We start from the raw sequence: 25,800 nt of genomic DNA, 5'->3' as shown, positions 1-25,800 counted from the left end.
CACCGCCGCCGTGCACGTGCAGGTCGACGAAGCCGGGGACGACGGTGTACCCGGTCAGGTCGAGGTCGCCGGGCTCGCTCTCGCCTCCGAGGCCGGCGATCCGGTCGCCCTCGACGGCTAGGTGGCCGCCCTCGACGACGCCGCCGGGCAGGACCAGCCGGGCGCCGGCCAGTGCGGTACGGTCACGGTCCGCGGTGGTCACGCGGTCACCTCCATGGAGAGCAGATCCCAGGCGAGCAGGCCCGCGCCCAGGGACGCGGCGGTGTCTTTGAGCATGGCGGGTACGACCTTCGGGGGCATCTGGAAGGTCAGTCGCTCGGTGACCGCCGTGCGCAGCGGGTCGAAGAGCGTGTCACCGGCCTCGGCCAGCCCGCCGCCGACGATCACCGTGGACGGGTCGAGCAGGCTCTGGGCGAGCACGATCCCGTCGGCGAGGGCGTCGACGGCGCCCTGCCAGACCGCGAGCGCGCGGTCGTCCCCGGCGTCCACCGCGGCGGCGCAGGATGCCGCGTCGGCGTCGGGGTCGCCGCTGGCCGCGGCCCAGGCACGGGACACGGCGGAGGCGGAGGCGAGCGTCTCCAGGCAGCCGCGGGCGCCGCAGCCGCACTGCGGTCCGCCCGGGCGGACCACGACGTGGCCGATCTCGCCGCCGTAGCCGTGCGCGCCGGCCTCGATCCGGCCGCCGATGCCGATGGCACCGGCGATGCCGGTGCCCAGCGCGATGAACAGGAAGCGGTCGACGCCCCGGCCGGCGCCGAGCCGGCCCTCGGCCAGGCCGCCCGAGCGCACGTCGTGGCCGAGCGCGACGGGGATGACGGCGCGGTCGGGCCCGGCCAGGCGCTCGCCCAGGAGCTTGCGCAGCGGGAGGTCCCGCCAGCCGAGGTTGGCCGAGTAGACCGCGATGCCGTTCCTCTCGTCGATCGTGCCGGGGACGGCGACGCCGGCCGCGAGCGGGGCGACGCCGAAGCGGCCCCGGCCCTCGTCCGCCAGGTCGGCGGCGAAGTCGAGGATGGCGGTGACCACGGCGTCCGTGCCGTGCTCCCGCCCGGTCGGTCGGCGTGCTTCGAACAGCACGGAGCCGTCCTGGGCGAGCAGCGCGGCCTTCATGCCGGTGCCGCCTACATCGAGTGCGATGACGTGCTTCACGGAGGACAGTTTCCCTTGGTCGGGTAGAAGAGGTCTAGTCCAGTTGTCGGATTGGTCTGGTCCAAAGTAGGTGAGCTTTGTCGCAGATGGGGGCAGTGTGAGCGGCTTTGCGCCGGGCGCCTTCCGTTCACCTTCTGTTGCGCATCGTGCAATGACGTCCGCACTTCGATAACTACTCGGCGGGCTCGGCACAGTGGTGTGGACCACTGCCCGGTGGGTTTGGCAGTGTTGCGCCTCCCCCCTCCCGGATTCCCCCGTCCGGTCGCAGTTCTCCCCTGAAGGCGGTACCCGCGTTGAACAGGCGCGCCCACGTTCCCACCCGCGTCCTCGGCACCGCGCTGGCCGGAGCACTGGTACTCACCGCCGTCAGCGCCTGCGGCGGGCAGGAGGACGGGCCGGTCACCCTCAAGCTGGTCGCCGCCGACTACGGGGAGAGCGCCGACACCAGCTCCAAGCTGTACTGGGACGAGATCGCGCGCGGCTTCGAGGCCGCCAACCCCGGCATCAAGGTCGACGTCGAGGTGGACAGCTGGACCGACATCGGCAAGAAGGTCGACGACATGATCGCGGCCGGCAAGTCCCCCGACCTGCTGCAGACCGGCGGCTTCGCCGACCAGGTCGCGGCGGACCGGCTGTACCCGGCCGCCGACGTGCTCTCGATGGACACCCAGGCCAATTTCCTGGACACCTTCGCGCACGCCGGGCAGGTGCTCGGCACCCAGTACGGCATCCCGTTCGTCTCCTCCTCCCGGGTGCTCTTCTACAACAAGGCGGTCTTCCGCCAGGCCGGCATCACCCAGCCGCCGGCCACCTGGAACGAACTGCGCCAGGACGCCGAGAAGATCAAGGCCAAGGTGCCGGGCGTGACCCCGTACGGGCTGCCGCTCGGGCCGGAGGAGGCACCGGCCGAGTCCATGCTGTGGACGCTGAGCGGCGGCGGCAGCCTCTCCGACGACGTCGGCAACTACACCATCGACAGCACCCAGAACCAGGCCACCTTCAGCTGGCTGAAGAACAACCTGGTGGCCACCGGGCTGACCTATCCGGACCCGGGCAAGATGAACCGCACCCCGGTCTTCCAGGACTTCGCGGCCGGGAAGGTCGCGATGCTGAACGGGCACCCGACGCTGCTGCGGATGGCCACCGCCGGGAAGATCGACTTCGGGACGGCGCCGATCCCCAAGAAGGACGGCGTGGGCAAGACCGGCAGCCTCGGCGTCGCGGACTGGATGATGGCGTTCAAGGCCAACGGGCACAAGAACGAGATCAAGAAGTTCCTGTCCTTCGCCTACTCCCGCGAGTTCCAGCTGAAGTTCGACGAGCAGTACAACCTGCTGCCGGTCACCCAGGACGCGTTCAACCAGATGACGTCCGACCCGAAGCACGAGGACCTCAAGCAGTTCGCGGTCGGGCTGACCAACGCCAGCTTCTACCCGTTCGGGGACCCGGCCTGGGGCGACGTCAGCAACCGGATCAAGGCCGGGATCGGGCAGGCCGTCACCGGCGACCCGAAGCAGGCGCTCGCCGGGCTGCAGGACGCGGCGGTCAAGGAGGCGGCCCGGGTCCGCAAGTGAACCCGGGCCGGGGTGCCCTCCAGGGGCGGGGGCGTCAGGGGCGGGCTCGTCAGGGGAGCGTGATGGCGTAGGCCTTGCGGAGCGTCTCGTGGACCGTCCAGGTGGTCCGGTCGCCCTCGCGCAGCACGGCGCAGTCGCCCGGGCCGACCTCCAGGGTCGGGCCGCCCTCGACCTCGATGGTGGCCCGGCCGCTGAGCACCACGAACAACTCGTCGGCCTCCACGTCGGTGACCACGCCGGGGGTGATCTGCCAGATGCCGCGCAGCTGGCGGCCGTCGGGGGACTCGGCGAGGACCAGGCCGGAGACCTCCGGGGTGCCGGAGACGATCTGGGCCGGGTCGAGCGGATCGGGTTCGAGGTCGGCGGTGGGGATGTGCACGGCGAAGCTGGGCGTGGTCATACCGCCGACGCTAGCCGGGGCGGCCGGGTGCCGGAGGGCGCACAGTGTGTCCGGCTCACGCGGGAGAATGACACTCCGTAGTGATGGCGGAGGTGTCCTGGTGGGCGAGCTGAGTGAGCGGGACGTGGCGGTGCTGGCCCTGGAGGGGCGGCAGTGGCGGACGGCCGGGGCCAAGGAACGGGCGATCCGGGAGGAACTGGGGCTCTCCTCCACCCGGTACTACCAGCTGCTGAACGCGCTGCTGGACCGGCCGGAGGCCCTGGCGCACGCCCCTGTCCTGGTGAACCGGCTGCGCCGGATCCGGGAGGCCCGGCGGGCGGCACGGTAGCGGGACGGGGCCGCGGGGTAGGGCTCGGGCATGGGCTTTGACGAGAAGTGGGCGCCGGTCACGGCTGCCGGGCGGGACGGGCTGCGGGCGATCCTGGCGGCGCCGGGCGAGGCGGTGATCGCGCTGGACTTCGACGGGACGCTGGCGCCGATCGTGGCGGATCCCGATCGGGCGCGGGCACATCCGGGGGCGGCGGCCGCGCTGCGGGCGCTGGTGCCGGCGGTGCGGGCCGTGGTGGTGGTGACGGGTCGGCCGGCCGCGCTGGCGGCGGAGTACGGCGGCCTGGACGGGCTGCCCGGGGTCGTGGTGCTGGGGCACTACGGCGCCGAGCGCTGGGAGGGCGGCGAGGTGACCGCGCCGCCGGTGCACCCCGGGGTGGCCGGGGCGCGGGCGGCGCTGCCTGGCCTGCTGGCGGCGGCGGGGGCGCCCGAGGGGACGTGGCTGGAGGACAAGGGGCGCTCGCTGGCGGTGCACACCCGGCGCACGGCGGCGCCCGAGGAGACGCTGGAGCTGCTGCGGGCGCCGGTCGGCGAGCTGGCGGCCGGGCACGGGCTGGTGGTGGAGCCCGGGCGGCTGGTGCTGGAGCTACGGCCGCCGGGGGTGGACAAGGGCGCGGCGCTGACCGGCTTCCTGCGCGAGCGCGGGGCAGATTCGGTGCTGTACGCGGGGGACGACCTGGGGGACGTGGCGGCCTTCGCGGCGGTGGAGAAGCTGCGCGGCGAGGGGGTGGCGGGGCTGCTGGTGTGCAGCGGCGCGGTGGGGGACGCGCCGGTGCGTGAACTCGCCGACCGGGCCGACCTGGTGGTCCCGGGCCCGGCCGGCGTGGTGGAGCTGCTCGCGGCGCTGGGCGCGGCCGTCGGAGCGGTCTGAGCCGGGCGACGGCGCGTTGAGCGGGCTCAGAGCGCGTTGAGCCGGTTCACAGCGCGTTGAGCTGGTTCACAGCGCGTTGAGCTGGTCGAGGAACCACTGCTGCGGGGGCAGCGCGGTGGCCGCCGCCGCGAGGCGCTTGGTGCGGTCGGCGCGCTCCCCCTCGGGCATGGTGAGGCCGGCGTGCAGGGCGTCGGCGGTGGCGATGATGTCGTACGGGTTGACGGTGAGCGCGTCCTCGGCGAGTTCGGCGTGCGCGCCGGCCTCGCGGGAGAGCACCAGGGCGCAGCCGTGGTCGGACACCACCGGAACCTCCTTGGCGACCAGGTTCATGCCGTCCCGGATCGGGTTGACCAGGGCCACGTCGGCGAGCCGGTAGGCGGCCAGGGAACGCGGGAAGTCGTCGTCGACGTGCAGGATCAGCGGCTGCCAGGCGGGGGTGGCGAACTCGGCGTTGATGTCCTCGGCGAGCCGTTGGACCTGCGCGGTGTAGGCGCGGTACTCGGCGAGGTCGGTGCGCGAGGGGTAGGCGAAGGCGATGTGCACCACCCGGTCGTGCCATTCGGGGCGGGTGCGCAGCAGGTGCCGGTAGGCCTGGAGGCCGCGGACGATGTTCTTGCTCAGCTCGGTGCGGTCGACCCGGACGATGGTGCGCCGCCCGCCGACGGCCTCGCGGAGGGCGGCGAGGCGTTCGTCGACGTCCGGGCGGTGGGAGCGCTCGCGCAGGAAGTCGGCGTCGGCGCCGAGCGCGTGCACGCCGAGCCGGGTGGTGCGGCCGGCGTGGGTGACGGTCATGGCGTCCCGGTCGACCTCGGCACCGAGCAGGTCGGCGCAGCAGTCGGCGAAGGCCAGCGCCCAGCGGCGGGTCAGGAAGCCGGCCCGGTCGGCGCCCAGGATGCCGGTGAGGACGGCCTCGGCGACGTCGTCGGGAAGCAGCCGGAAGTACTCGGGCGGGGCCCACGGGGTGTGCGAGAAGTGGCCGATCCGCAGGTCGGGGCGGGCGGCGCGGAGCAGGGCAGGGGTCAGCGAGAGGTGGTAGTCCTGGACCAGCACGGCGGCCCCGGGGGCGGCCTCGGCGGCCAGCGCCTCGGCGAAGGCGGCGTTGTAGGCGCGGTAGGCGGCCCACTCGGTGCGGAACCCGGCGTCGAAGGCGGGGGCGGTGGGGGTGGCGTAGAGCAGGTGGTGGACGAACCAGAGGGTGGAGTTGGCGACGCCGTTGTAGGCGCGGGCGAAGGTGTCGGGATCGATGTCCAGCATGCGGACGGCCTGGCCGCCCACGTCGTGCCCGGCGAGGTCGAGGCGGCCGTCCGGGGCCCCTCTGGCGGCCTGCCGGTCGGCCGCGCCGAGGGCGGCGCAGACCCAGACGGCGTCGGGGTCGTCGATGGCGGAGAGGCCGGAGACCAGGCCTCCGCCGCCGCGGCGGAGGGTCAGCGTGCCGTCGTCCGCGGTGCCGAACGACACCGGTCCCCGATTGGAGGCCACCAGGACGGGGGCGGTGCCGGTCGCACTCGAACGTTCGGTCGTGAGATCGCCCATGGTTGGTACGTTGCCGGGGCTCCGGAGCGGCAAACCCTTTCGGTGGGTGTTCAGTGTCGGGTCGCGTACTCGGGCACGGTGTGCATGGGCGGGCGTTCCAGGGCGGTCACCGGGTGGGTGTGGGCGGTGAACTCCCGGCTCTGCGGGTCGCGGGTGAACTGGGTCAGCAGCGGGTGGACCAGGTCGGCCGAGGCCTTCAGCCGGTGGGTGCGGTCGAGGCGTTCGAGGGCGGTGCGGTAGATGGTGGCGGCCATCCGGCCGAGGGCCTGGCCGTCCTGGTGCCGGTGGTGCCGGACGCCGACGTCCACCTGGGCCAGGGCGTCCAGCCCGACCGTCTCCAGCGCGTCGACCAGCAGGCCGAGTTCGACGCCGTAGCCGGTGGGGAAGGGGAGCCGTTCGAGCAGCGCGCGGCGGGCCGCGTACTCGCCGCCGAGCGGCTGGACGAAACCGGCGAGTTCCGGCCAGTGCAGGTTGAGCAGCGGGCGGGCGACCAGTTCGGTGACCCGGCCGCCGCCGGCCGGGACCACCGCGCCCTCGGTCTCCAGCGGCCGGTCGTACATGGCCTTGACCAGCTGGATGTCCGGTTCGGTCAGCAGCGGGCCGAGGATGCCGGAGACGAAGGCCGGGTCGAACTCGCGCAGGTCGGCGTCGACGAAGCAGACGATGTCGCCGCGGGTGACCAGCAGCGAGCGCCAGAGCACCTCGCCCTTGCCGGGGACGGCGGGCAGCCGGGGCAGGATCGCGTCGCGGTACTCCACCCGGGCGCCGGCCCGGGCCGCGACGGCGGCGGTGGCGTCGGCCGAGCCGGAGTCGACCACGACGAGTTCGTCGACCAGCGGGAGGCGCTCCATCAGCTCGCGGCGGATGGTGCGGACGATGTCGCCGACGGTGGCCTCCTCGTCCAGCGCGGGCAGCACCACGCTGACCGTGTGGCCGGTCCGGCGCTTGGCCTCCAGCAGGGCGTGCACCGGCCGGTCGACCGCGCTCCACGAGCGGCGGCGCAGCCAGGACGCCGCCTGCGGGAGCAGCGCGGGGGTCGGTTCGGCGGGCACGGGACTCTCCTCGGCGGGGTCGGTGGGACGCGCCATCTCGCGTGGCGGACGATCCCGTTCGGGGTTGACGCCTTCGGATACAGTCTTCGTACAGCGGCCGGACCTTTGCACGCCGGGGTCGCCGTTGAGCACCACCACAATTTCACAAGCTCATCCAGAGGGACTGAGGGAACGGCCCGTTGACGTCCCGGCAACCTTCTCGCGCGGCTGTCTGTCGACAGGCCCCGGCGGGACAGGTGCCAATTCCGGCCTGTGGCGCGACCGTGCCACGGGGAAGATGAGGAGAGAGGCCTCCGCCATCATGGCTATCGACACTGTCGCACCCGCATCCGTGGACCTCGGCCCCGCCACCGCGCTGTCCTGTCGGGAGTGCGGCACCCGCTTCCCGCTCGGTCCGAGCTTCGCCTGCCTGGAGTGCTTCGGCCCGCTGGAGATCGCGTACGACTTCGGCAGCGAGGACGCCGAGGCGCTGCGCCGCCGGATCGAGGCCGGCCCGAGCTCGATCTGGCGCTACGCGCCGCTGCTGCCCGTCCCGGCCGACGTCGCCACCAAGCCCAACCTGAACCCCGGCTGGACCCCGCTGGTCAAGGCGGACAACCTGGGCCGCGAGCTGGGCTTCACCGCGCAGCTGCACATCAAGGACGACTCGGGCAACCCGACCCACTCGTTCAAGGACCGCGTGGTGGCCTGCGCCATCGAGGCCGCGCGGGCCTTCGACTTCACGACGCTCTCCTGCTCCTCCACCGGCAACCTGGCCGGCGCGGTGGGCGCGGCGGCTGCCCGGGCCGGCTTCAAGTCCTGCGTGTTCATCCCGCACGACCTGGAGCAGGGCAAGGTCGTCATGGCCGGGGTGTACGGCGGTGAGCTGGTCGGCATCGAGGGCAACTACGACGACGTGAACCGCTTCTGCTCGGAGCTGATCGGCGACCCGGCCGGCGAGGGCTGGGGCTTCGTCAACGTCAACCTGCGCCCGTACTACGGCGAGGGCTCCAAGACGCTGGCGTACGAGATCTGCGAGCAGCTCGGCTGGCGGCTGCCGGAGCAGATCGTCATCCCGATCGCCTCCGGCTCCCAGCTGACCAAGATCGACAAGGGGCTGCAGGAGCTGATCAGGCTCGGCCTGGTCGAGGACCGGCCGTACAAGGTTTTCGGTGCCCAGGCGGCGGGCTGCTCCCCGGTGTCGGCGGCGTTCAAGGCCGGCCAGGACGTGATCCGCCCGGTCAAGCCGGACACCATCGCCAAGTCGCTGGCGATCGGCAACCCGGCGGACGGCCCGTACGTGCTGGACATCGCCCGGCGCACCGGCGGCGCGGTCGAGGACGTCACCGACGCCGAGGTGGTGGACGCGATCCGGCTGCTGGCCCGGACCGAGGGCGTCTTCGCCGAGACCGCGGGCGGGGTGACCGTCGGCGTGCTGAAGAAGCTGGTGGAGACCGGCCAGCTGGACCCGGCCAAGGAGACCGTCGCGATCAACACCGGCGACGGCCTGAAGACCCTGGACGCCGTCGCCGGGGCCGGGATGACCGCCGTCATCCGCCCGACCCTGGCGTCCTTCCACGACGCCGGCCTCGCGTCCGCCTGAATCCCCCCACCCCGCTGGGCCCTGTCCGCTAGGAGAACCATGAGCGCCAACGTCCGTATCCCCACCATCCTGCGCACCTACACCGGCGGCGCCGCCGAGGTGGCCGCCGAGGGCGCCACCCTGGGCGAGGTCATCGCCGACCTGGAGAAGAACCACGCGGGGATCGCCGCCCGCATCCTGGACGACGCCGGCAAGCTGCGCCGCTTCGTCAACGTCTACGTGAACGACGACGACGTGCGCTTCGCCGAGGGCCTGGCGACCGGGATCGCGGACGGCGCCAGCGTCTCGATCATCCCGGCGGTGGCCGGCGGCTGCTGAGCCGCGCCCCGATCCGGGCACCCCGCCCGAGCCGCTCGTCCGACCGGCCGTCCGCGCGTACGGAATTCCGTTCTCCGTACGCACGGGCGGCCGGCCGCATTTCGGCGGGAATATGGCGGGGTCAAGTCGGAGTAGAGTGTGGCTCGGTTGGGAACAGGGCTTCCCCTCATCCTCACCCGCGAATCACCCGCGAATCGCCGGACGGTCGTCCGGCCGCTGAGACCGGTCGGGTGCCTGGGCCGTGAAACATGTCAGGCAGATGTCAGAATTCCCGCGGGGATTTGCAGTAATCCGTCCGCTATGTCCGGCGTGAAATGCCGAATTCCTCCCGCTTTGGCCCGTCCTGCCCCTTGGCGTGGTGCCGGAATTCCCCGCAGCTGACCCTGTTGCAGAGGGCGTCGATCCGGATACATTCAGCCGCGGTCGACGTAATCACCCGCTCACAGGGCGCCGTCAGGCACCCCCGGCGGAGGGTTGCGGCGTGCACGGCTGCGCCCAGGGGGGGTTCCCCGGGCCGGCCTTCAAACCAGACCCGGGCCCGCGACCTGCGGGCGCGTGAAGGGCCAGCACAGCACTAGGGGAGTTCGGAATGGCTCAGGGCACCGTCAAGTGGTTCAACGCGGAGAAGGGCTACGGCTTCATCGCGGTCGACGGTGGTGCGGACGTCTTCGTCCACTACAGCGCGATCCAGATGGACGGCTACCGCACCCTCGAGGAGGGCCAGCGGGTCGAGTTCGAGATCTCCCAGGGACAGAAGGGCCCGCAGGCGGACATGGTCCGCGCCGCGGTGTGACCCCCTTCCGACCCCAGGAGCTCGGCGCGGCCCACGGCTGGTGACCACTCGCTTCTCGACGGGCCCGTGCGACACGCGTCGTACGGGCCCGTCGGCGTTCCCCGGCGGGGAGTTGCGCGGGTCGGCGGGAGCGCCCCGGGCGGCTCGCGGGATCGCGATTGGGCTTGCACTCGACCACCCCGAGTGCTAATTATTGGCGTTAGCACTCACAGCGTGAGAGTGACAGCGGACCGGGTCGGTGAGGCCCCCGGGAGCGGTAGGGGAAAGGACCCCCGCACACCAGGGCCGTCCGTCGCGGGCACCCCTTGGTCCGAGCAGTCGACCGTGTCCCGGAGGACCACTTCTGATGGCCAAGATCATCGCCTTTGATGAGGAAGCTCGCCGCGGCCTTGAGCGTGGCATGAACCAGCTCGCCGACGCAGTGAAGGTCACGCTCGGCCCCAAGGGTCGCAACGTCGTGCTGGAGAAGAAGTGGGGCGCCCCCACGATCACCAACGACGGTGTCTCCATCGCCAAGGAGATCGAGCTCGAGGACCCCTACGAGAAGATCGGCGCGGAGCTCGTCAAGGAGGTCGCCAAGAAGACCGACGACGTCGCGGGTGACGGCACCACCACCGCCACCGTGCTCGCCCAGGCCCTGGTTCGCGAGGGTCTGCGCAACGTCGCCGCCGGCGCCAACCCGATGGCCCTGAAGCGCGGCATCGAGAAGGCCGTCGCCGCCGTCTCCGACCAGCTGCTGGCCCAGGCCAAGGACGTGGAGACCAAGGAGCAGATCGCCTCCACCGCCTCCATCTCGGCCGCCGACACCCAGATCGGCGAGCTCATCGCCGAGGCCATGGACAAGGTCGGCAAGGAAGGCGTCATCACCGTCGAGGAGAGCAACACCTTCGGTCTGGAGCTCGAGCTCACCGAGGGCATGCGCTTCGACAAGGGCTACATCTCCGCCTACTTCGCGACCGACCTGGAGCGCATGGAGGCGACCTTCGAGGACCCCTACATCCTCATCGCCAACTCCAAGATCGGCTCGGTCAAGGACCTGCTGCCGCTGCTGGAGAAGGTCATGCAGAGCGGCAAGCCGCTCGTCATCATCGCCGAGGACGTCGAGGGCGAGGCCCTGTCGACCCTGGTCGTGAACAAGATCCGCGGCACCTTCAAGTCCGTCGCCGTCAAGGCCCCGGGCTTCGGCGACCGCCGCAAGGCCATGCTCGGCGACATCGCCATCCTCACCGGTGGCACCGTGATCTCCGAGGAGGTCGGCCTCAAGCTGGAGAACGCCGGCATCGACCTGCTGGGCACCGCCCGCAAGGTGGTCATCACCAAGGACGAGACCACCATCGTCGACGGTGGCGGTGACAGCGAGCAGGTCGCCGGCCGCGTGAACCAGATCCGCGCCGAGATCGAGAACAGCGACTCGGACTACGACCGCGAGAAGCTCCAGGAGCGCCTCGCCAAGCTGGCCGGCGGCGTGGCCGTCATCAAGGCCGGCGCGGCCACCGAGGTGGAGCTCAAGGAGCGCAAGCACCGCATCGAGGACGCCGTCCGCAACGCGAAGGCCGCCGTCGAGGAGGGCATCGTCGCCGGTGGTGGCGTCGCGCTGCTCCAGGCCTCGGTCGCCTTCGACAAGCTGGAGCTGGAGGGCGACGAGGCCACCGGTGCCAACATCGTCAAGGTCGCGCTGGAGGCCCCGATCAAGCAGATCGCGACCAACGCCGGCCTGGAGGGTGGCGTCGTGGTGGAGAAGGTGCGCAACCTCCCCGCCGGTCACGGCCTGAACGCGGCCACCAACACCTACGTCGACCTGATCGCCGAGGGCATCATCGACCCGGCCAAGGTGACCCGCTCCGCGCTGCAGAACGCCGCCTCCATCGCGGCGCTGTTCCTCACCACCGAGGCCGTCATCGCCGACAAGCCGGAGAAGGCCGCTGCGGCCGCCGGCGGCGGCATGCCGGGCGGTGACATGGACTTCTGATCCTGATCGCACCGATCGGATCGGCTGGTTCCTGATCGTGTGGGCGGTCCCCTTCGGGGGGCCGCCCACACGGCGTTCTACCGGAGAATGGACAGATGGCTTCCGACGACATCGAGACCGCGCTGCACAACGCGCGGGCGCTGATCCTGGCCGACCTCACCTCGCGGGACGTGGCGGACGCCGCCGTCGTCTCCCTGGTGGAGCAGGCCGTGACGCACCGCCGCTGGTGGTTGGAGCAGTGGCCGGACGGCACCGGGTACGTGCTCGGGCTGGTCGCCCAGGACGTCCAGGACGCGCTGCTGGAGGCGTACGGGCGCTGGCCGCTGTGCACCGCCTGCGCCGCCGACGGGGACCCGCACGCGCTCGGCGTGGAGCCGGAGCTGGGGCCGGAGCCGCACTGGGTGTGCGGCAAGCAAGGCGCGGTGGTCGCGCCGGTGGGGGAGCTCTCCTAGCCCGCTCGTGGTCCGCTCCCAGCCCGCTCCTGGTCCGTTCCCAGTCCGCTCGTGGTCCGCGTCGTGGACCGGGCGGCGGGAGTACTGGACCTATAGGTAGGTTGACGATATATGTAGTCGTATGACTGAACGCTCGATGCAGGAGCCGACGCTGCTGCTGCTCACCGCTCTGGCGGACGCCCCGAGACACGGCTACGCCCTCATCCAGGAGATCGCCGCCATCTCCGAGGGCCGGGTCAAGATGCGCACCGGCACCCTGTACGGCGCCCTCGACCGCCTGCTCCAGCAGGGGCTGATCGAGGTCGCCGCGGAGGAGGTCGTGGACGGGCGGGCGCGGCGCAGCTACGCGCTGACCAGCGTCGGCCGGGAGGCGCTGGCCTCCGAGGCGGAGCGGCTGCGGGCCGTCGCCACCGAGGCGGAGCGCCGTCTCGCGAACGTCTGGTCGGCGCTCCAGGGCAAGCCGGAGCCGGAGGGGAAGTCGATGATGAGGGGGTTCTTCGCATGACCATGACCACACCGACGATGGGGGCGCCTTCGACCGCGCTGCGGGCGGCGCTGCAGTTCTACCCGCCCCGCTACCGCCGGGAGCGCGGCGAGGAGCTGGCCGCGGTGTTCGCCGACACCACGGCGGAGGCGGGCCGCTCGGCCGTCGCCCGTGAGGCGTTCGACCTGGCCGCGTACGGGCTGCGGGTGCGGCTCGGGCTGACCGGCTCCTCGCTGGCCGGGCGGGTGCTCGCGCTGGCCGCGCCGATGGTCGCCGGGGCGCTGGCCGGTGCGGCGCTGGTGCCGTGGGTGAGCGATGCGGAGCGGGCCGCCCGCCGGCTGACCTGGGACCCCTCGTACACCACGTACGCGCTGACCATCGCGCCGCCGGTGATCGCGCTGCTGCTCGCGGTGGCCGTCGTGACGGGGCGCTGGACGGCGGTGCGGGTCATCTCGCTGCTCCAGGCCGTCTCCGCGCTGTTCGTGCTGGCGCAGGCCGTCGTGCTGCCGCCGGAATTCGACCTCTGGGGGGTGGGGGACAGCAGCGTGGCCACCATGCCGTTCGTGCTGGGGGCGCTGCTGCTGGCCGCGGCGCCGACGGAGTTGCTGCCCAGGGCCTCCTGGCGTTCCGGCGGGCTGGCGCTGGCCTCGGTCCTCGGGGGCGGGCTGCTGGTGGCGCTCCAGCACTGGGGCGACTCCACCTTCCCGCTGGACATGCAGTGGTTCGCGGCGCTGCTGATCGGGCCGCTGCTGCTGACCTTCACCGCGCTGCGCGGCCGGGTGCTGCCGGCGGCCGTCGGGGTCGCGGTGCTGTCGCTGACGATGTTCGCGGGCCTGTTCAACATCTGGCGCGAGGGCCGCGGGTTCTGGCACGTGCTGCCGATGGCGGCGCCGGTGCTGCTGCTCCTGGTGGCGGCCGCGGTGGCGATGCGCCGGATCGGGCCCGGCGGACGGTTCGGCGGATGGTTCGGCGGGGACTCCGGGAAGGGGCGCAGCCTGGCGTGACCCGGGGGACGGGGCGAAGGGCTCGCCGGGCCCGGCCGGATGTGGCAACCTACTGATATGTCTAGACCAATTTTCGAAGTCATCGCGTTGACGCCCCAGGACGCCCAGGCTGCCGAGTCGGGTGGCGCCGACCGGCTCGAACTGGTCACCGACATGGCCGCGGACGGGCTCACCCCGTCCGTCGAGGACTTCGCCCGGATCCGGGCCGCCGTCGACATCCCGCTGCGCGTCATGCTCCGGATCCGGGACGGCTTCGCGCCCGGCGGCCTGGACGAACTGGCCGCCCGGGCCGCCGCGTTGCGGGCCGAGGGCGCCGAGGAGTTCGTCTTCGGCTTCCTCCACGCCGACGGCACCGTCGACCTGGCCGCCACCGCCGCCGTCGCCGAGGCGGTGGCCGGCTGCCGCTGGACCTTCCACCGGGCGATCGACCACAGCGCCGACCGGGCCGCCCTGCGGGCCGCCGTCGGCGCGCTGCCCGGGCTGGACACCTTCCTCACCTCGGGCGCGCCTGCCGGCGTCGACGCCGGGTACGAGGTGCTGCTGGCGGAGCAGGCCCGCGCGGGCGAGCCCGGGTACGGGCAGCGGATCCTGATCGGCGGCGGCCTGCGGGCCGAACACCTGAAGGGGCTGCGGGCCGAGGGCTTCGACGGCTTCCACGTCGGCGGTGCGGTGCGGGTCGACGGCTGGCGGACGCCGGTGGACGCGGCCAAGGTCGCCGAGTGGCGGGCCCTGATCGACGCCTGAGCGTGCGCGGAGGGCGGGGGCCGGTCCCGGTGGGGCCGGCCCCCGCCGCTCGGTTCCTCAGCGCAGCTGCGCGGGCAGCGGTTCGCCGTGCAGCACCGTCAGGCCGGAGACGGCACGGGTGAGCGCCACGTACAGCCGCCGCAGGCCGGTCCGCTCGTCCGGCTCGCCCGCGATCACCGCGGCCGGCTCGTCCAGCACCACGTAGTCGTACTCCAGACCCTTGGCCAGCGAGGCCGGCACGAGCGTCAGCCGGGCCTCGGCGCTGGTCTCGGCGCCGGGGGACAGGTACGGCAGGCCGGCCGCGGTCAGCGCCTCGGCGAGCAGCGGGATCCGGGCGTCGGCGGCGATCAGCCCGGTCGAGCCCTCGTGCTCCAGCGCCTCGCGGCAGGCCGCCACGACGGCGGGCACGGCCTCCGCGTCCGGGAGGCGGCGGATCGTCAGCGAGCCGGGGGCGTCGCGGACGGAGGTCGCCGGGGCCAGGCCCGGGGCGATCGCCGGGAGCAGCCGGGAGGCGTACGCGATGACCTCCTCCGGCACCCGGAAGCCCTTGGTCAGCTCCTCGACGTGGGCGTCCGGCTTGCCCAGGTGGCGCAGCGCGTCCGGCCAGCTCGCCGTCGCCCACGGGGTGGTGCCCTGGGCGAGGTCGCCGAGGACGGTCGCCGAGCCGGTCGTGCAGCGGCGGCCGACCGCGCGGTACTGCATCGGGGAGAGGTCCTGCGCCTCGTCCAGCACCACGTGCCCGAGCGAGGGGGTGCGCTGCACCAGGTCCGTCGCCTCGTCGACCAGGACGGCGTCGGCCTGCGTCCAGCGGGCCGTCTTCACCGAGCGGCCCGGCTTGGGCCACAGCACCGCCTGCTGCTCCTCCGGGGTCAGCACGCCCTCCGCGCAGGCGGCCAGGAACTCCGGGTCGGAGAGCAGTCGCAGCACCAGCTTCGCCGGGTCGACCGCCGGCCAGCACTCCTTGGCCACCGCCTTGACCGCGGGGTTGCGGGCCACCGCGTCCTGCACCCGGTCGTCGGGGGCCTCGCCGGACTGTTCCATCTTCAGCAGCACGGTGTGCGCGATCCGCTGTGGCAGGGCGTCCCTGGCGGCGCCGTAGCGCACCTCGCGGCTCTTCAACTCCTCGATGATCGCGGTGAGTTCGTTCACCTGGACGCGCCAGCGGCGGGAGCCGCGGACCACCACGCAGGGCTCGGTGGGCAGCGTGATGCCCGCGCGCACCGCCCGGCGCAGCACCTCGGCCATCCGGGCGTCGCCCTTCAGCCGGGCCGCCCGCGGGTCGTCCTCGCCGCGCACCTCGACGTGCCCGACCAGCTGCTGCACGGTCGCCTGGTTGACGTCCAGCTCGCCCAGGGCCGGGAGCACCTGCTCGATGTAGGAGAGGAAGGCGTTGTTCGGCCCGATCACCAACGTGCCCGTCCGGGCGAGGCGCTCGCGGTGCGCGTACAGCAGGTACGCGACGCGGTGCAGGCCCACGGCCGTCTTCCCGGTGCCGGGGGCGCCCTGGACGCAGATGGTGCCCGTCACGTCGGAGCGGACGATCTCGTCCTGCTCGGGCTGGATGGTGGCGACGATGTCGCGCATCGGGCCGACGCGGGGCTTCTCGATCTCGGCGGCGAGCAGGGCGGAGGCGGTGTCCGCCTCCGCCGGGTCGCTCAGGTGCTCGTCCTCGTAGGCGGTGAGCTCGCCGCCGGTGTAGCCGAAGCGGCGGCGGCGTTCGACGTCCAGCGGCTCGGTGCGGCTGGCCCGGTAGAACGGCTGGGAGACCGGCGCGCGCCAGTCGATCACCATCGGGTCGCCGTCGGCGTCGTGGACGTGCCGGCGCCCGATGTAGAAGCTCTCCCCGCCGCCTCCTTCGCTCAGCTCCTCGCTGATCGTGTGTAGGTAGTCCAGGCGGCCGAAGAACAGCGGGGTGTGCGAGAGGTCGGCGAGGGCGGCGATCCGGGCCTCGATCTGGTTCTGGAGGACGGCGGCGGACACCCAGGTGCCGGTCACGTCGCGCAGGTCCAGCGACTGGACGTCCTCGCGCATCGCTCGCAGCGCGGACCGGGACGCGGCCAGGTGGTCGCGTTCGCGCTGGAGGGGGTCGGTGGTGGGGGTGGCGGGCACAGCGAACCTTCCCGGCTGCGCCGGAAGCGGGCGCAGCGGATCGATGGAGCTCACGGTGGGTACGGCCGACCGGTTGCCGTGCGGTCGGCGCCTCCCCCGGCTGCCCGCGCGACTTCAGCGGGTACCACGGTTCGGGAGGGGGCAGACGGACGATCCTAGACCCGGGCGCCCCGGGGTTCCAGCCCCGCAGGTCCCGGGCCCGCAGGTCCCGGCCCCCGTACGGCCCGGAGGACGTGCGCGACGGCGGCGCCGCCCCGGGCACCGCCGCGCGCGCGTGGTCCTCCTCGGGCGCGACGGTGTCCGGTACCGGGGCGTGTCCTACCGCACGTCCTACAGCACGTCGTCCGCGTCGATGATGCGGTACGCGTAGCCCTGCTCGGCCAGGAAGCGCTGCCGGTGGGCGGCGAAGTCCTGGTCCACGGTGTCCCGGGCGACCACCGAGTAGAAGTGCGCCGAGTGGCCGTCCGCCTTCGGACGCAGGACGCGGCCCAGGCGCTGGGCCTCCTCCTGGCGGGAGCCGAACGTCCCGGAGACCTGGATGGCCACGGTGGCCTCGGGCAGGTCGATCGAGAAGTTCGCGACCTTGGAGACCACCAGGACGCCGATCTCCTTGTTGCGGAACGCCTCGAAGAGCTTCTCGCGCTGGGCGTTGCTGGTCTCGCCCTTGATCACGGGCGCGTCCAGCACCTCGCCGAGCTCGTCCAGCTGGTCGATGTACTGGCCGATGACCAGCGTCTGGTCCTTCTCGTGCTTCTTCACCAGCGCCTCCACCACCTGCCGCTTGGTCGCCGTGGTGGCGCAGAAGCGGTAGCGCTCCTCGGGCTCGGCGGTGGCGTACGCCAGGCGCTCCGAGTCGGTCAGGGTGACCCGCACCTCGCAGCAGTCGGCGGGCGCGATGTAGCCCTGTGCCTCGATCTCCTTCCACGGCGCGTCGAAGCGCTTGGGCCCGATCAGGCTGAACACGTCGCCCTCGCGGCCGTCCTCGCGCACCAGCGTCGCGGTCAGGCCCAGGCGGCGGCGGGCCTGGAGGTCGGCGGTGAACTTGAACACCGGCGCCGGCAGCAGGTGCACCTCGTCGTAGACCACCAGGCCCCAGTTGCGGGCGTCGAACAGCTCCAGGTGCGCGTAGGCGCCCTTCCGCTTGGTGGTCATCACCTGGTAGGTGGCGATGGTGACCGGGCGGATCTCCTTGCGCGTCCCGCTGTACTCGCCGATCTCCTCCTCGGTGAGCGAGGTGCGCTTGACCAGCTCGTGCTTCCACTGGCGGGCCGAGACGGTGTTGGTGACCAGGATCAGCGTCGTCGACTTGGCGTGCGCCATCGCGGCCGCGCCGACCAGCGTCTTGCCGGCGCCGCAGGGCAGCACCACGACGCCCGAGCCGCCGTGCCAGAAGCCCTCGACGGCCTGCGCCTGGTACGGGCGCAGCCGCCAGCCGTCCTCGTCCAGCTCGATCGGGTGCGCCTCGCCGTCCACGTACCCGGCGAAGTCCTCGGCCGGCCAGCCGAGCTTGAGCAGCACCTGCTTGATCTGGCCGCGCTCGGAGGGGTGCACCACCACCGTGTCCGGGTCGACCCGGGCGCCGACCAGCGGCGCGATCTTCTTGGAGCGCAGCACCTCCTCCAGCACCGGCCGGTCGGTGGTGGCGAGCACCAGCCCGTGCGTCGGGTGCTTGAGCAGCTGGAGCCGCCCGTAGCGGCCCATGGTGTCCGCCACGTCCACCAGCAGCGCGTGCGGCACCGGGTAGCGCGAGTACGTCACCAGGGCGTCGACCACCTGCTCGGCGTCGTGCCCCGCCGCCCGCGCGTTCCACAGCCCGAGCGGAGTCACCCGGTACGTGTGCACGTGCTCGGGGGCGCGCTCCAACTCGGCGAACGGCGCGATGACGCGGCGGCACTCGGCGGCCTTGGGGTGATCGATCTCCAGGAGAAGAGTTTTGTCGCTCTGGACGATGAGCGGTCCGTCGTTCACGCGGGGAAGCCCTCCACTGGCTGACAGGCTGGATTGACGCAGACCCTCCAGTGTCGCGCATTCCGCGGCGAACGTGGTCGGGCTCCTTCCGAACGGGAACGGGCTCCTTCCGTTCGTACGGGCGACCGAGCCCGCGCTCCGGGCGACGGCGCCGGGTGACCACGGTGCGCATCGCTCGTTGAGCCGGTCATGAAGAAGTCGAAGCGCGTTCTCACCGCTCTCGCCCTGATGGGCACGGCCTTCGCGGCCACCGCCTCGTCCGCCGGCTCCGCGCACGCCCTCGCGGGGATCGGGGAGGGGCCCGGCGGGCTGCTCGCCGCGCCCGGATTCCTGATCGCCGACCAGGTCGGCGGCGGCTCGCTGCCGGTCGGGCAGGGGGAGATCGGCAGCCTGGCGGACAAGGCCGTCAAGGAGAAGATGAAGGAGTCGCAGGGGCACTGAGCCCGGCCCTGCCGCCGGGGTTACTCGTCGAGCTCCGCGACGCCGGTGATGCGGTGCAGGGCGAAGGTGCGGAGCTCGTCGGCGTGGTGGTCGAAGGCGGTGACGAAGCCGCCTTCGACCTTGACCGGGTCGATGATCCGCTGGCTGGCGATGCCCTCGGCGTTGAGGTAGCCGATCCACATCCGTTCGCCGAGCAGGACGGCGGTCTGCAGGGCCGCGAGGGTCTCGGCGGCGGCGGTGCGGGGCAGCTGGCGCGGGTCGGGGGTGGAGTCCCGGCGGTTGACGGTGGCGGCGCGGTCGCCGGCCCGGATGGCCTTGATGGCGGCGGCGAGCAGGGTGTCGTCCGGGGTCGGCGGGCCGTCCGGGACGGGCGCGGGGGCGGTGCGGGGCGGGGTGCGGTGGCTGTCCTGGCGGGTGATCAGGACGTCGCCCTCGGCGGACTCGGCGGCCGGGGCGTAGCCCATCGCGCGCAGGGCGGCGAGCAGGGCGTCCGGGGCGGCCTGGGCGGCGAGGACGGTGGGGGCGAGCAGCCGCAGCCGCAGGTCGGCGGAGCGGCGGTCGGCGAGGACCTCGTTCAGCAGGGACGGGTCGTCGCAGCGCAGGTAGGAGGAGGCGGCGCCGACCCGCAGGATGCCGTGCCGGCGGGCGACGTCGTCGATCAGGTAGGCGAGCGGCTGCGGGACGGGCGTCCGGGAGTGCTGCTCCAGGAAGGCCCGCAGGTCGGCGGCGGTGCGTCCGGCGTCGAGGGCGCGGCGGACGGACACCGGGGTGAAGCGGTAGACGGTGGCGCCGCCCTTGGACTCGATGTCGGCGCACAGCGCGAGGGCCTGGGCGAGCGGGGTGAGCAGCGGGCCGGGGGCGATCGCGGTGAGGTCCGGTTGCAGGATCACGTGGTCGAGCGGCTGCGGCAGCAGCGGGGCGAGCACCTCGGCCGGGTCGGATTCGGCGGTGAGCAGGGCGCGGGCGGGGGCGGCGAGGGCGCCGCGGCCGGTGACGCCGAGGAGTTCGGCCTCGGCGAGGGTCCAGGCGGTGAGGTCGTCGCGCAGCTCGTGGCCGTCCGGGCCGGTGGGGCCGCCGCGCAGCGGGCGCTGCCAGCGCAGGGTGGGCAGGAGTTCGGCGGCGGTGGCGGGGGTGCCGGGCGGGAGCTCGGCGAGCAGCGCGAGGGTGGCGCGGCGGACGGACGGGGCGAGGGTGCGGTCGAGTTCGGGCCCGAGGGCGGCGCGCGGCTTGCCCTTGCCGTCCGGGGTGCCGGTGAGGGCGGGGACGCGGGTGGCGGCGAGCCAGGCGGCGGCGAGGACGGACCAGCGTTCGGCGGTGTCCCGCTGGAGCCAGCCGTCGTAGGCGGGGGTCGGGGCCCAGCGTTCGTCGGCCTCGCCGTCGGGGGCCAGCAGTCCGGCGGCGTAGGCGAGTTCGAGCCAGAAGGCGGACTGCTGCTCGGTGGTCTCCAGGGCCTGCGCGGTGCGCTTGAGGTCGCGGACGCCGAGGCCGCCGGCGCGCAGCGTGGGCGGCGGGGTGAGGCCCCAGGTGTCGAGGAGTTCCTCGACGGTCTTGACGGCGGTGTGGGCCTGGCCGGCCGCCGCGCCGTCCACAGCCTGTGGATCGCGCGGGGCGGCGGCCGGGGCGGGCTCGGGCTGGACCGGCTCGACGGCGCGGTGGGTGCGGCCGCCGCGCAGGTGCAGGGCCAGTTCGCGCGGCAGGACGACGCTGCCCGGCCCGCTGGGCAGCAGCAGCCCGCGGGCGAGCAGCCACTCGACGGGGCTCTGCGCGTCCTCGGCGGTGACCGGGCGGGTGGCGTCCGGGACGGTGCCGGTCGGCGGCCCCCAGACCAGCCGTTCCAGTAGCCGCAGCGCGGCCTCGGGGGCGGTGTCGAGCAGCGCCGCGCAGCGGGCGCGGTCGTTCAGCAGGGAGGTGAGCGCGTCGACGGCGGTGACCGGGTCCGGGGTGGCGGGCTGCCCGGCGGAGGCGAGCAGCTGTTGCAGCCGGGCCGGGGACATGCCGACGGTCGCGTCGGAGAGGGTCGGGCCGAGGCCGGTGCGGCCGGGGTTGGCGGCCGTCGGGGCGAGTGCCTCGCGGACGGCGAGGACCAGCCGCAGGCCGTTGTCCGGGCCCCAGAGCAGCGCCCGGTCGCGCAGGGTGGCGATCGCCCGGGGGAGGGCGGCGGCGACGGCGGACCGGTCGGCGGGCGTCAGCGGGGTCGCGCCGGGGTGCGGCTTGACCTTGGCCGGGCCGGTCAGCAGGGTGCGGACGGTGGCCAGGCCGGTGCCGTCCGGGGCGGTGGCCAGGGCCTCGGCGACTTGCAGGGTGAAGCGGTCCAGGCGCTCCAGGGCGCGCAGCGCCGAGGCGCGGGAGGAGAGCCGGGCGGACAGCTGGGTGAGGTCGCCGGGGACGGGGTTGAGCAGGTCGGGGCGGGAGCGGAGCAGGGCGGCGAGCGCGTCGTCGGGGCGGGCGCGCAACTCCTCGGCGAGGGTGCGGGGGCCGGCGGCGGACCTGCCCTGGCGTTGAGGGCCCTGCTGTGTGGTCATTCGACCTAGGTTAGTCGGGCGGGCGGACGGCGGGGTGTCCGTGCGGCGGCCCGTGGTGGACCGGTCCTCAGGACTCGCGCGGGCGGGGGCGGGGTGGGTAGCGTCACGGCCGAGGGTGGTTCGGTGGGCCGGGGTTCGGGCGCGAGGCGGGGTGTCGGTGATGACGGACGGCGAGTGGTGGCGCAGGAGCGGGCCGTGGAGCGGCCGTTCGGGGGGCAGGGCGGGGGCCTCCGGCGGGTCTGCCGGGTCCGGTGCTGCAGGCGACGAGGGCGGTTCGGGCGGTTCGGGTGCATCCGGCGCCTCCGGTCCGTCCGGTCCGTCCGGTGCCTCCGACGGGGACAGCGTGTACGACACGGCGGCGCCGGGCGGCGGGACCCCGTCGGTGCCGCTGGACCCGCCCCGGACGCCGCGCACCCCGGGGGCCGGGGCGCCGCCCGTCCAGCTGGACAAGCCGCGTTTCGACGGGCCCGAGGACGATCCGGGCTCCATCCCGCCGCCCCAGGTGTACAGCTCCGGCGCGAACGGCTGGGATCTGGTGCTGCTCAACTTCTCGGACGCGCCGCAGGCTCCGCCGAAGCCGATCCCCGAGCAGCGTGCCGGGGACGGGGCGGGAGCGGCGGGTGCGCAGGCCGCCGATCCGGCGGGGGCTGTGGCTGGGGCGGCTGCGGCGGCCTCGGCGAAGGGGAAGAAGCAGCGCAAGGCCAAGGGGAGGGCGACCGCCGCGGGGAAGGCGAAGGCGCAGCCGACCGCCCCCGCCGGCCAGGCCGGTGCCGGTGCGGGCGCAACTGCCGGTGCGGGCGCGAGTGCGGGCGCGGGCGTCGGGGCCCGTCGGCCGTCCCTGCTGGTCCTGCTCTCCTGCGGGCTGCTGATCGGCGGCGCCGCCATGAGCTTCTTCCCGGCCATGCTGGTCGGCTGGGCCCTCGGCTACCTGTCCCGCCAACTCTCCGATCTGATGCGCAAGTTCGTCATCCTCGGGATCCCGCTGATCACGATGAGCGCGGCCACCCTGCACGCCATGCAGGCCAAGCCGGGCGCCCAGGGCGGCGCGGGCGTGCAGGCCGGTGCGCAGTTCAGTCAGATCAGCTGGTCGGCGGCCCCGGGCGTGCTGCGCCTGTCGGCGGTGCTGTCGGCGGTGGTGCTGCTGCTGTTGAGCCTGCGCCGTCGTCCGCCGCAGCAGGGCTGACGCCCGGGACGAGGGCGGCGAAGCCGGTGCAGAGCAGTCGGATGCTCTGGGTGAACTTCTCGTCCTGGCCGATTCGGGGGATCAACTCGCCCATGATCAGCGGAAACTCCGCGCACAGGTCGGCGTAGAGCTCGGCGCTGACGGGTGGTGGGGCCGGTGGCTGGTTCTGTTCCTGGAGGACGAAGCCGGTGACGTGGCTGAGCAGGATGTCGGCGGCGATGCCGCAGTGGACGGTGGGCAGGCCGGCGTCGAGGAGGGTGCGCAGCAGGCGTTCCATCAGGGAGAGGCCGCCGGAGCTGAGGACGCCGGGGCTCTCGGCGAGGAGCAGTGCGCCACCGGGGTGTTGCTGGATGCTGCGGCGCAGGGTGGCGGCCTGGGCCTCGACCCGGTCCCGCCAGGTGGCGTCGGGGGGGAGGGCGGCGAGGGCCGCGGTGCCGGTGTCGTAGGCCTGTCGGCAGACGCGGTCGGCCATCAGGGTGAGCAACTCGTCCTTGCCGCGCACGTGGTAGTAGAGGCTGCCGGCGTGGGCGTCGAGGCGGTCGGCGACCTGGCGCATGGACAGGTTGTGGTAGCCGACCTCCGCGAAGACGGCCATGCCCGCATCGACGATGCGCTCCTTGGTGAGCTTCATGGCTCCACCGTACAACGCTTTCCAACACTGTTCGAAAACTGTGCTAGCTTTGCCCTGCCCGGTTTTCGAACGGCGTTGGAATGTGATGGGGGAGGGGCAGTCATGGGGGCGATCCTGTTCAACGTGACCACGGCCGCGCTGATGGTCATGATGGTCAACTGCGGGCTCGGCGTGGTCGGCCGGGACACGCTGCGGGGGCGGCCGATCCCGTGGGCGGCGGTCGCCCTGACCGCGCTCGCCGTCGGCGGCGTGCTGCTCCAGCTGCTCTGGTCCGGCGCCATGGACACGCTCGACGCCGACCCCGCCAAGTCCGGCTGGTGGCGCGAGTTCACCTCGGTCTTCATGCAGAACGGCGGCCTCGGCGGCGGCCTGTGGAACCTCGCCACCCTCGCCGCCGTCGCCGCGCTCGCCCAGTGGTACTGGGGCGGCCCGCTCACCCTCGCCTTCTTCCTCGCGGGCATCCTGCTGCCCGGCCGGATCGACGGCCTGCTCGGCTTCGGCGACGGCCCCAGCACCGACCCCCGCAACTTCGCCGGGAGCTCCGGCGCCACCTACTTCCTCGGCGCCACCCTGGCCCTCGCCTTCCTCACCCGCACCCGCCTCCCCAAGGAGCGCGCCCTGGCGGTCGGCGTCCCGGTGCTGGGCCTCGCCATGTGGCTCGCCCAGGACAACGGACACGGCCTGGTGGCGGTCTACGGCTTCGCCCTCGGTGCGGTGGCCTGGGCGGTTCGCGGTCGCCTGGCGCGACGGTAGCTTGGGCCCGACCCGCTGAGCCCCGCCCGACCCGCCACGACCCGGAGGTGCCCGATGGCCCGCCTGTACGTACGGCCCGGCCCGAATCCCGACGAACCGGACGCGCCCGCCGCGGTCCTGGTCGTCGACCCCGACGGCACCCCCGGTGAGCGCGCCCTGGACCGGCTCGGCTCGTACTGCTACGAGGGCGACGGGGTGTTCTACCTGGTGCAGACGGACGGTTGGTTCGAGCCCTCCCTGGAGGGGGACCGGCTGGCGATCTCGGTGGCCGTCTACCCGGTGGCGCTGGAGCAGGTGGGCGTCGACCCCGCCGACTTCCCCGACCGCTCGACCGTCGACCCGCGCGCCCACCTGGTCCTGCGCGCCGGGACGACCGTCGATCCGGTGCTGCCCGCCTGGTTCGACGAGGGGCTGGCCGTCTTCACCGCCGGCCCCGGCACCCCGCTCGAAGACCTCCTCGCCTCCGAGGACGACTGGCCGATCATCCTCGCGCCGCCGCCCGAGGAGATCCAGGACGGCGACGACGAGTAGGGCATCGCCCCGCCGGGCCCGGATCGCCCGCCCTGTCGGGCCCGGATCGCTCAGCCCGGCGGCCGGTGCGACCTCCGCTCAGCGCGCGAAGCCCGCCAGCAGCCCCCGCGGGTCGAAGGTCACCCGGATCCGGGTGATCCTCCCGTTCTCCACGTGGCTCCAGTTCGCCGTCGGCGCCGGTGGCGCGATGCTCGTGTGCAGGTCGAACCAGGTGATCACGTCGTCCCCCTCGGCGACCCGGGCGTGCACCTCGATCTTCTCCAGCACCTGCCCGAGCCCCTTCAGTCCGGCCAGGGCCTCCTCCACCCCCGACACCGTGGCCAGCGGGCCCACGAAGTCGACGTCCTCCGCCAGCAGCCCCCGCAGCGTCTCGAAGTCGCCCGCCTGCCAGGCCGCGAAGTAGGTCTCGGAAATCCCACGTGCAGTCTTCGTCGTCGTCATGCCTCCATCCCCGTCGTCGACGCACCGGTCCGGGCCCGCCTCGGCCTGGTCGCCCGACCCGACCAGCACTCGCCGGCCGTGCGCCTGCTGCACGCCCGGCTCCGTGCGTCCCTGCGGGCGGCGGACTGAGCGCGGCCGGCTGAGCGCTCGGGCAGCCAGGCGGTCAGGCGGTCAGGTGGTCGGGCGGTCGGGCGCTTGGGCAGCCAGGCGCTCAGCCGTTCCAGCGCGGATCGCGCCCGGAGGCGGCCAGCGCGCGGTCCAGCGTCGGAGCGCCGTCCGGCACCGCCACCGGGGCGGCGAAGCCGCCGTACCGGCGGTACAGCTCGGCGTTCTCCTCGACGACCGCCAGCACCAGCTGCGCGAACTCCTCGTCGATCCCGATCGGACCGCCGGTCGTCCGGGCGACGTCCCAGCCGTGCAGGACGAGCTCCGCGATCAGCATCCGGGCGATGCCCTCCGCCGGTGCCGAGGATCCGCCGAGGTCGACGTGCCCCTCCCAGACGGCCGGGTCGGCCCAGGTCGCGACGGCGCGGTCCAGCCGGGCCGCGTAGGCGGCGGGCCAGCCGGGGTCGGCGGTGAAGTCGCGGTCGACCAGTTCCTCGGGCAGTTCGGTGCGGCGGGCCCGGTGCTCCAGGCCGTGCGAGGTGTAGAGCACCCAGTGGTTGACGAGCGCACGGGCGTCGAAGTCCGTGCAGGGTGTCGGGCCGTCCAGCGGGTGGTCCGCCGGGACGCCGTCGGCGACCCGGGCGGCGGCCGCGGCGGCGCGCGCCAGCAGGGGGTGCAGCGGGTGGGTGTCCCGGGTCGGGTGATCGTTCATGCCCCGATCCTGCGCCGGTCGGGCCGCCGGGTCTTGAAGAAACGCGACGGCCGGTGCCCTGACCAGGAGTGACGCCGCGGGCCCCGGCCAGGAGCGCCGGCCCGGGGCCCGCGGTGGCCGCCCCGGCTGCGGCAACCGGTTCAGAGTAGGCAGGC

At 73.6% G+C, this 25,800-nt stretch carries 25 protein-coding genes, 1 pseudogene and 1 riboswitch; of the genes and pseudogenes, 15 read left to right on the top strand and 11 right to left on the bottom strand.

The genetic code is table 11. The features are described 5' to 3' along the window. Both AC07BF_RS11385 and AC07BF_RS11380 read right to left on the bottom strand, forming a co-directional pair. Positions 1 to 202, bottom strand: a pseudogene (locus AC07BF_RS11385) (N-acetylglucosamine-6-phosphate deacetylase); the annotation flags it as partial. Continuing rightward, on the bottom strand, positions 199 to 1,146 hold the full coding sequence (locus tag AC07BF_RS11380; protein WP_363584870.1) for an ROK family protein: 948 nt from the start codon (positions 1,144 to 1,146) through the stop codon (positions 199 to 201). The pseudogene AC07BF_RS11385 and the gene AC07BF_RS11380, both read right to left, overlap by 4 nt. 293 nt (positions 1,147 to 1,439) lie before the next feature. Here AC07BF_RS11380 and AC07BF_RS11375 point away from each other — a divergent pair, with 293 nt between their 5' ends. Next, a complete protein-coding gene (locus AC07BF_RS11375; RefSeq protein ID WP_363584872.1) occupies positions 1,440 to 2,720 on the top strand; it encodes an extracellular solute-binding protein in 1,281 nt (426 codons plus the stop codon). Between the two features lie 49 nt (positions 2,721 to 2,769). On the opposite strand, the gene AC07BF_RS11370 is transcribed toward AC07BF_RS11375, so the two are convergent. Next, entirely contained in the window at positions 2,770 to 3,120 is a 351-nt protein-coding gene (locus AC07BF_RS11370) for a cupin domain-containing protein (RefSeq protein ID WP_363584874.1), read from the bottom strand. A 67-nt stretch (positions 3,121 to 3,187) separates the two neighbouring features. Between AC07BF_RS11370 and AC07BF_RS11365 the strand changes: the two genes are divergently transcribed. Both AC07BF_RS11365 and otsB read left to right on the top strand, forming a co-directional pair. Beyond that, on the top strand, positions 3,188 to 3,448 hold the full coding sequence (locus AC07BF_RS11365) for a DUF3263 domain-containing protein (RefSeq protein ID WP_363584876.1): 261 nt from the start codon (positions 3,188 to 3,190) through the stop codon (positions 3,446 to 3,448). A 30-nt stretch (positions 3,449 to 3,478) separates the two neighbouring features. Continuing rightward, positions 3,479 to 4,318 carry a trehalose-phosphatase gene (gene otsB, locus AC07BF_RS11360; protein ID WP_478333287.1) on the top strand — a complete coding sequence of 280 codons (840 nt, stop codon included), beginning with the start codon at positions 3,479 to 3,481 and terminating at the stop codon, positions 4,316 to 4,318. 66 nt (positions 4,319 to 4,384) lie between these two features. Here otsB and AC07BF_RS11355 read toward each other — a convergent pair whose 3' ends face one another. Further along, positions 4,385 to 5,851 carry an alpha,alpha-trehalose-phosphate synthase (UDP-forming) gene (locus AC07BF_RS11355; protein ID WP_363584880.1) on the bottom strand — a complete coding sequence of 489 codons (1,467 nt, stop codon included), beginning with the start codon at positions 5,849 to 5,851 and terminating at the stop codon, positions 4,385 to 4,387. A 50-nt stretch (positions 5,852 to 5,901) separates the two neighbouring features. Then, a complete protein-coding gene (locus tag AC07BF_RS11350; protein ID WP_363632276.1) occupies positions 5,902 to 6,879 on the bottom strand; it encodes a glucosyl-3-phosphoglycerate synthase in 978 nt (325 codons plus the stop codon). Positions 6,880 to 7,050: 171 nt separating this feature from the next. Beyond that, a riboswitch (SAM riboswitch) is annotated at positions 7,051 to 7,187 on the top strand. A gap of 17 nt (positions 7,188 to 7,204) precedes the next feature. Here AC07BF_RS11350 and thrC point away from each other — a divergent pair. The 8 genes from thrC (at position 7,205) to AC07BF_RS11310 (ending at position 14,249) form a co-directional block, all read left to right on the top strand. Beyond that, complete coding sequence (gene thrC / locus AC07BF_RS11345) at positions 7,205 to 8,485, top strand: threonine synthase (protein WP_363584884.1); 1,281 nt, start codon at positions 7,205 to 7,207, stop codon at positions 8,483 to 8,485. Positions 8,486 to 8,524: 39 nt separating this feature from the next. Beyond that, the gene (locus AC07BF_RS11340; RefSeq protein ID WP_363584886.1) at positions 8,525 to 8,803 is read left to right on the top strand and encodes a MoaD/ThiS family protein; all 279 of its coding nucleotides are present in this window, start codon (positions 8,525 to 8,527) and stop codon (positions 8,801 to 8,803) included. Between the two features lie 589 nt (positions 8,804 to 9,392). Further along, positions 9,393 to 9,596: a cold-shock protein gene (locus AC07BF_RS11335; RefSeq protein WP_030289665.1), complete on the top strand. Its 204-nt coding sequence runs from the start codon at positions 9,393 to 9,395 to the stop codon at positions 9,594 to 9,596. Between the two features lie 346 nt (positions 9,597 to 9,942). After that, positions 9,943 to 11,565: a chaperonin GroEL gene (gene groL / locus AC07BF_RS11330; RefSeq protein WP_063348228.1), complete on the top strand. Its 1,623-nt coding sequence runs from the start codon at positions 9,943 to 9,945 to the stop codon at positions 11,563 to 11,565. Between the two features lie 95 nt (positions 11,566 to 11,660). Further along, a complete protein-coding gene (locus AC07BF_RS11325; protein ID WP_400808886.1) occupies positions 11,661 to 12,017 on the top strand; it encodes a hypothetical protein in 357 nt (118 codons plus the stop codon). A 121-nt stretch (positions 12,018 to 12,138) separates the two neighbouring features. Further along, entirely contained in the window at positions 12,139 to 12,522 is a 384-nt protein-coding gene (locus AC07BF_RS11320) for a PadR family transcriptional regulator (RefSeq protein ID WP_363584890.1), read from the top strand. After that, positions 12,519 to 13,505, top strand: a complete 987-nt coding sequence (locus AC07BF_RS11315) for a hypothetical protein (protein ID WP_400988837.1) — start codon at positions 12,519 to 12,521, stop codon at positions 13,503 to 13,505. Before AC07BF_RS11320 ends, AC07BF_RS11315 begins: the two co-directional genes overlap by 4 nt. 57 nt (positions 13,506 to 13,562) lie before the next feature. Next, positions 13,563 to 14,249: a copper homeostasis protein CutC gene (locus AC07BF_RS11310; protein WP_478333286.1), complete on the top strand. Its 687-nt coding sequence runs from the start codon at positions 13,563 to 13,565 to the stop codon at positions 14,247 to 14,249. Between the two features lie 57 nt (positions 14,250 to 14,306). Here AC07BF_RS11310 and AC07BF_RS11305 read toward each other — a convergent pair whose 3' ends face one another. Both AC07BF_RS11305 and AC07BF_RS11300 read right to left on the bottom strand, forming a co-directional pair. Then, entirely contained in the window at positions 14,307 to 16,358 is a 2,052-nt protein-coding gene (locus AC07BF_RS11305) for a HelD family protein (RefSeq protein ID WP_363584896.1), read from the bottom strand. Positions 16,359 to 16,688: 330 nt separating this feature from the next. Next, complete coding sequence (locus tag AC07BF_RS11300; protein WP_478333285.1) at positions 16,689 to 18,326, bottom strand: DNA repair helicase XPB; 1,638 nt, start codon at positions 18,324 to 18,326, stop codon at positions 16,689 to 16,691. A gap of 189 nt (positions 18,327 to 18,515) precedes the next feature. Between AC07BF_RS11300 and AC07BF_RS11295 the strand changes: the two genes are divergently transcribed. Next, positions 18,516 to 18,767: a hypothetical protein gene (locus tag AC07BF_RS11295; protein WP_280678786.1), complete on the top strand. Its 252-nt coding sequence runs from the start codon at positions 18,516 to 18,518 to the stop codon at positions 18,765 to 18,767. 20 nt (positions 18,768 to 18,787) lie between these two features. Here the strand turns inward: AC07BF_RS11295 and AC07BF_RS11290 are convergent, their stop codons facing one another. Further along, entirely contained in the window at positions 18,788 to 21,289 is a 2,502-nt protein-coding gene (locus tag AC07BF_RS11290) for a helicase C-terminal domain-containing protein (RefSeq protein WP_363632258.1), read from the bottom strand. A 343-nt stretch (positions 21,290 to 21,632) separates the two neighbouring features. On the opposite strand from AC07BF_RS11290, the gene AC07BF_RS11285 reads away from it, so the two are divergent. Beyond that, the gene (locus tag AC07BF_RS11285) at positions 21,633 to 22,472 is read left to right on the top strand and encodes a hypothetical protein (RefSeq protein ID WP_363584900.1); all 840 of its coding nucleotides are present in this window, start codon (positions 21,633 to 21,635) and stop codon (positions 22,470 to 22,472) included. On the opposite strand, the gene AC07BF_RS11280 is transcribed toward AC07BF_RS11285, so the two are convergent. Continuing rightward, positions 22,369 to 23,103, bottom strand: coding sequence for a TetR/AcrR family transcriptional regulator (locus tag AC07BF_RS11280; protein ID WP_363584902.1), 735 nt, complete (start codon positions 23,101 to 23,103; stop codon positions 22,369 to 22,371). The two genes, AC07BF_RS11285 and AC07BF_RS11280, sit on opposite strands and share 104 nt — an antisense overlap. 102 nt (positions 23,104 to 23,205) lie before the next feature. On the opposite strand from AC07BF_RS11280, the gene AC07BF_RS11275 reads away from it, so the two are divergent. Together AC07BF_RS11275 and AC07BF_RS11270 are read left to right on the top strand one after the other, a co-directional pair. Continuing rightward, a complete protein-coding gene (locus AC07BF_RS11275; protein ID WP_400808831.1) occupies positions 23,206 to 23,856 on the top strand; it encodes a hypothetical protein in 651 nt (216 codons plus the stop codon). Positions 23,857 to 23,910: 54 nt separating this feature from the next. Next, positions 23,911 to 24,387 (top strand): hypothetical protein, encoded by a 477-nt coding sequence (locus tag AC07BF_RS11270; protein ID WP_363584906.1) that lies wholly within the window; start codon positions 23,911 to 23,913, stop codon positions 24,385 to 24,387. A gap of 78 nt (positions 24,388 to 24,465) precedes the next feature. Here AC07BF_RS11270 and AC07BF_RS11265 read toward each other — a convergent pair whose 3' ends face one another. Both AC07BF_RS11265 and AC07BF_RS11260 read right to left on the bottom strand, forming a co-directional pair. Beyond that, positions 24,466 to 24,828: a nuclear transport factor 2 family protein gene (locus AC07BF_RS11265; RefSeq protein WP_363584908.1), complete on the bottom strand. Its 363-nt coding sequence runs from the start codon at positions 24,826 to 24,828 to the stop codon at positions 24,466 to 24,468. Positions 24,829 to 25,039: 211 nt separating this feature from the next. Beyond that, on the bottom strand, positions 25,040 to 25,645 hold the full coding sequence (locus AC07BF_RS11260) for a TIGR03086 family metal-binding protein (protein WP_400988832.1): 606 nt from the start codon (positions 25,643 to 25,645) through the stop codon (positions 25,040 to 25,042). Positions 25,646 to 25,800 lie beyond the last annotated feature (155 nt).

It is taken from the genome of Kitasatospora sp. NPDC043950 (genome assembly GCF_056435345.1).
The sequence above is the reverse complement of the archived record's forward strand: the minus strand, read 5'-3'. Positions and strand labels throughout refer to the sequence as shown.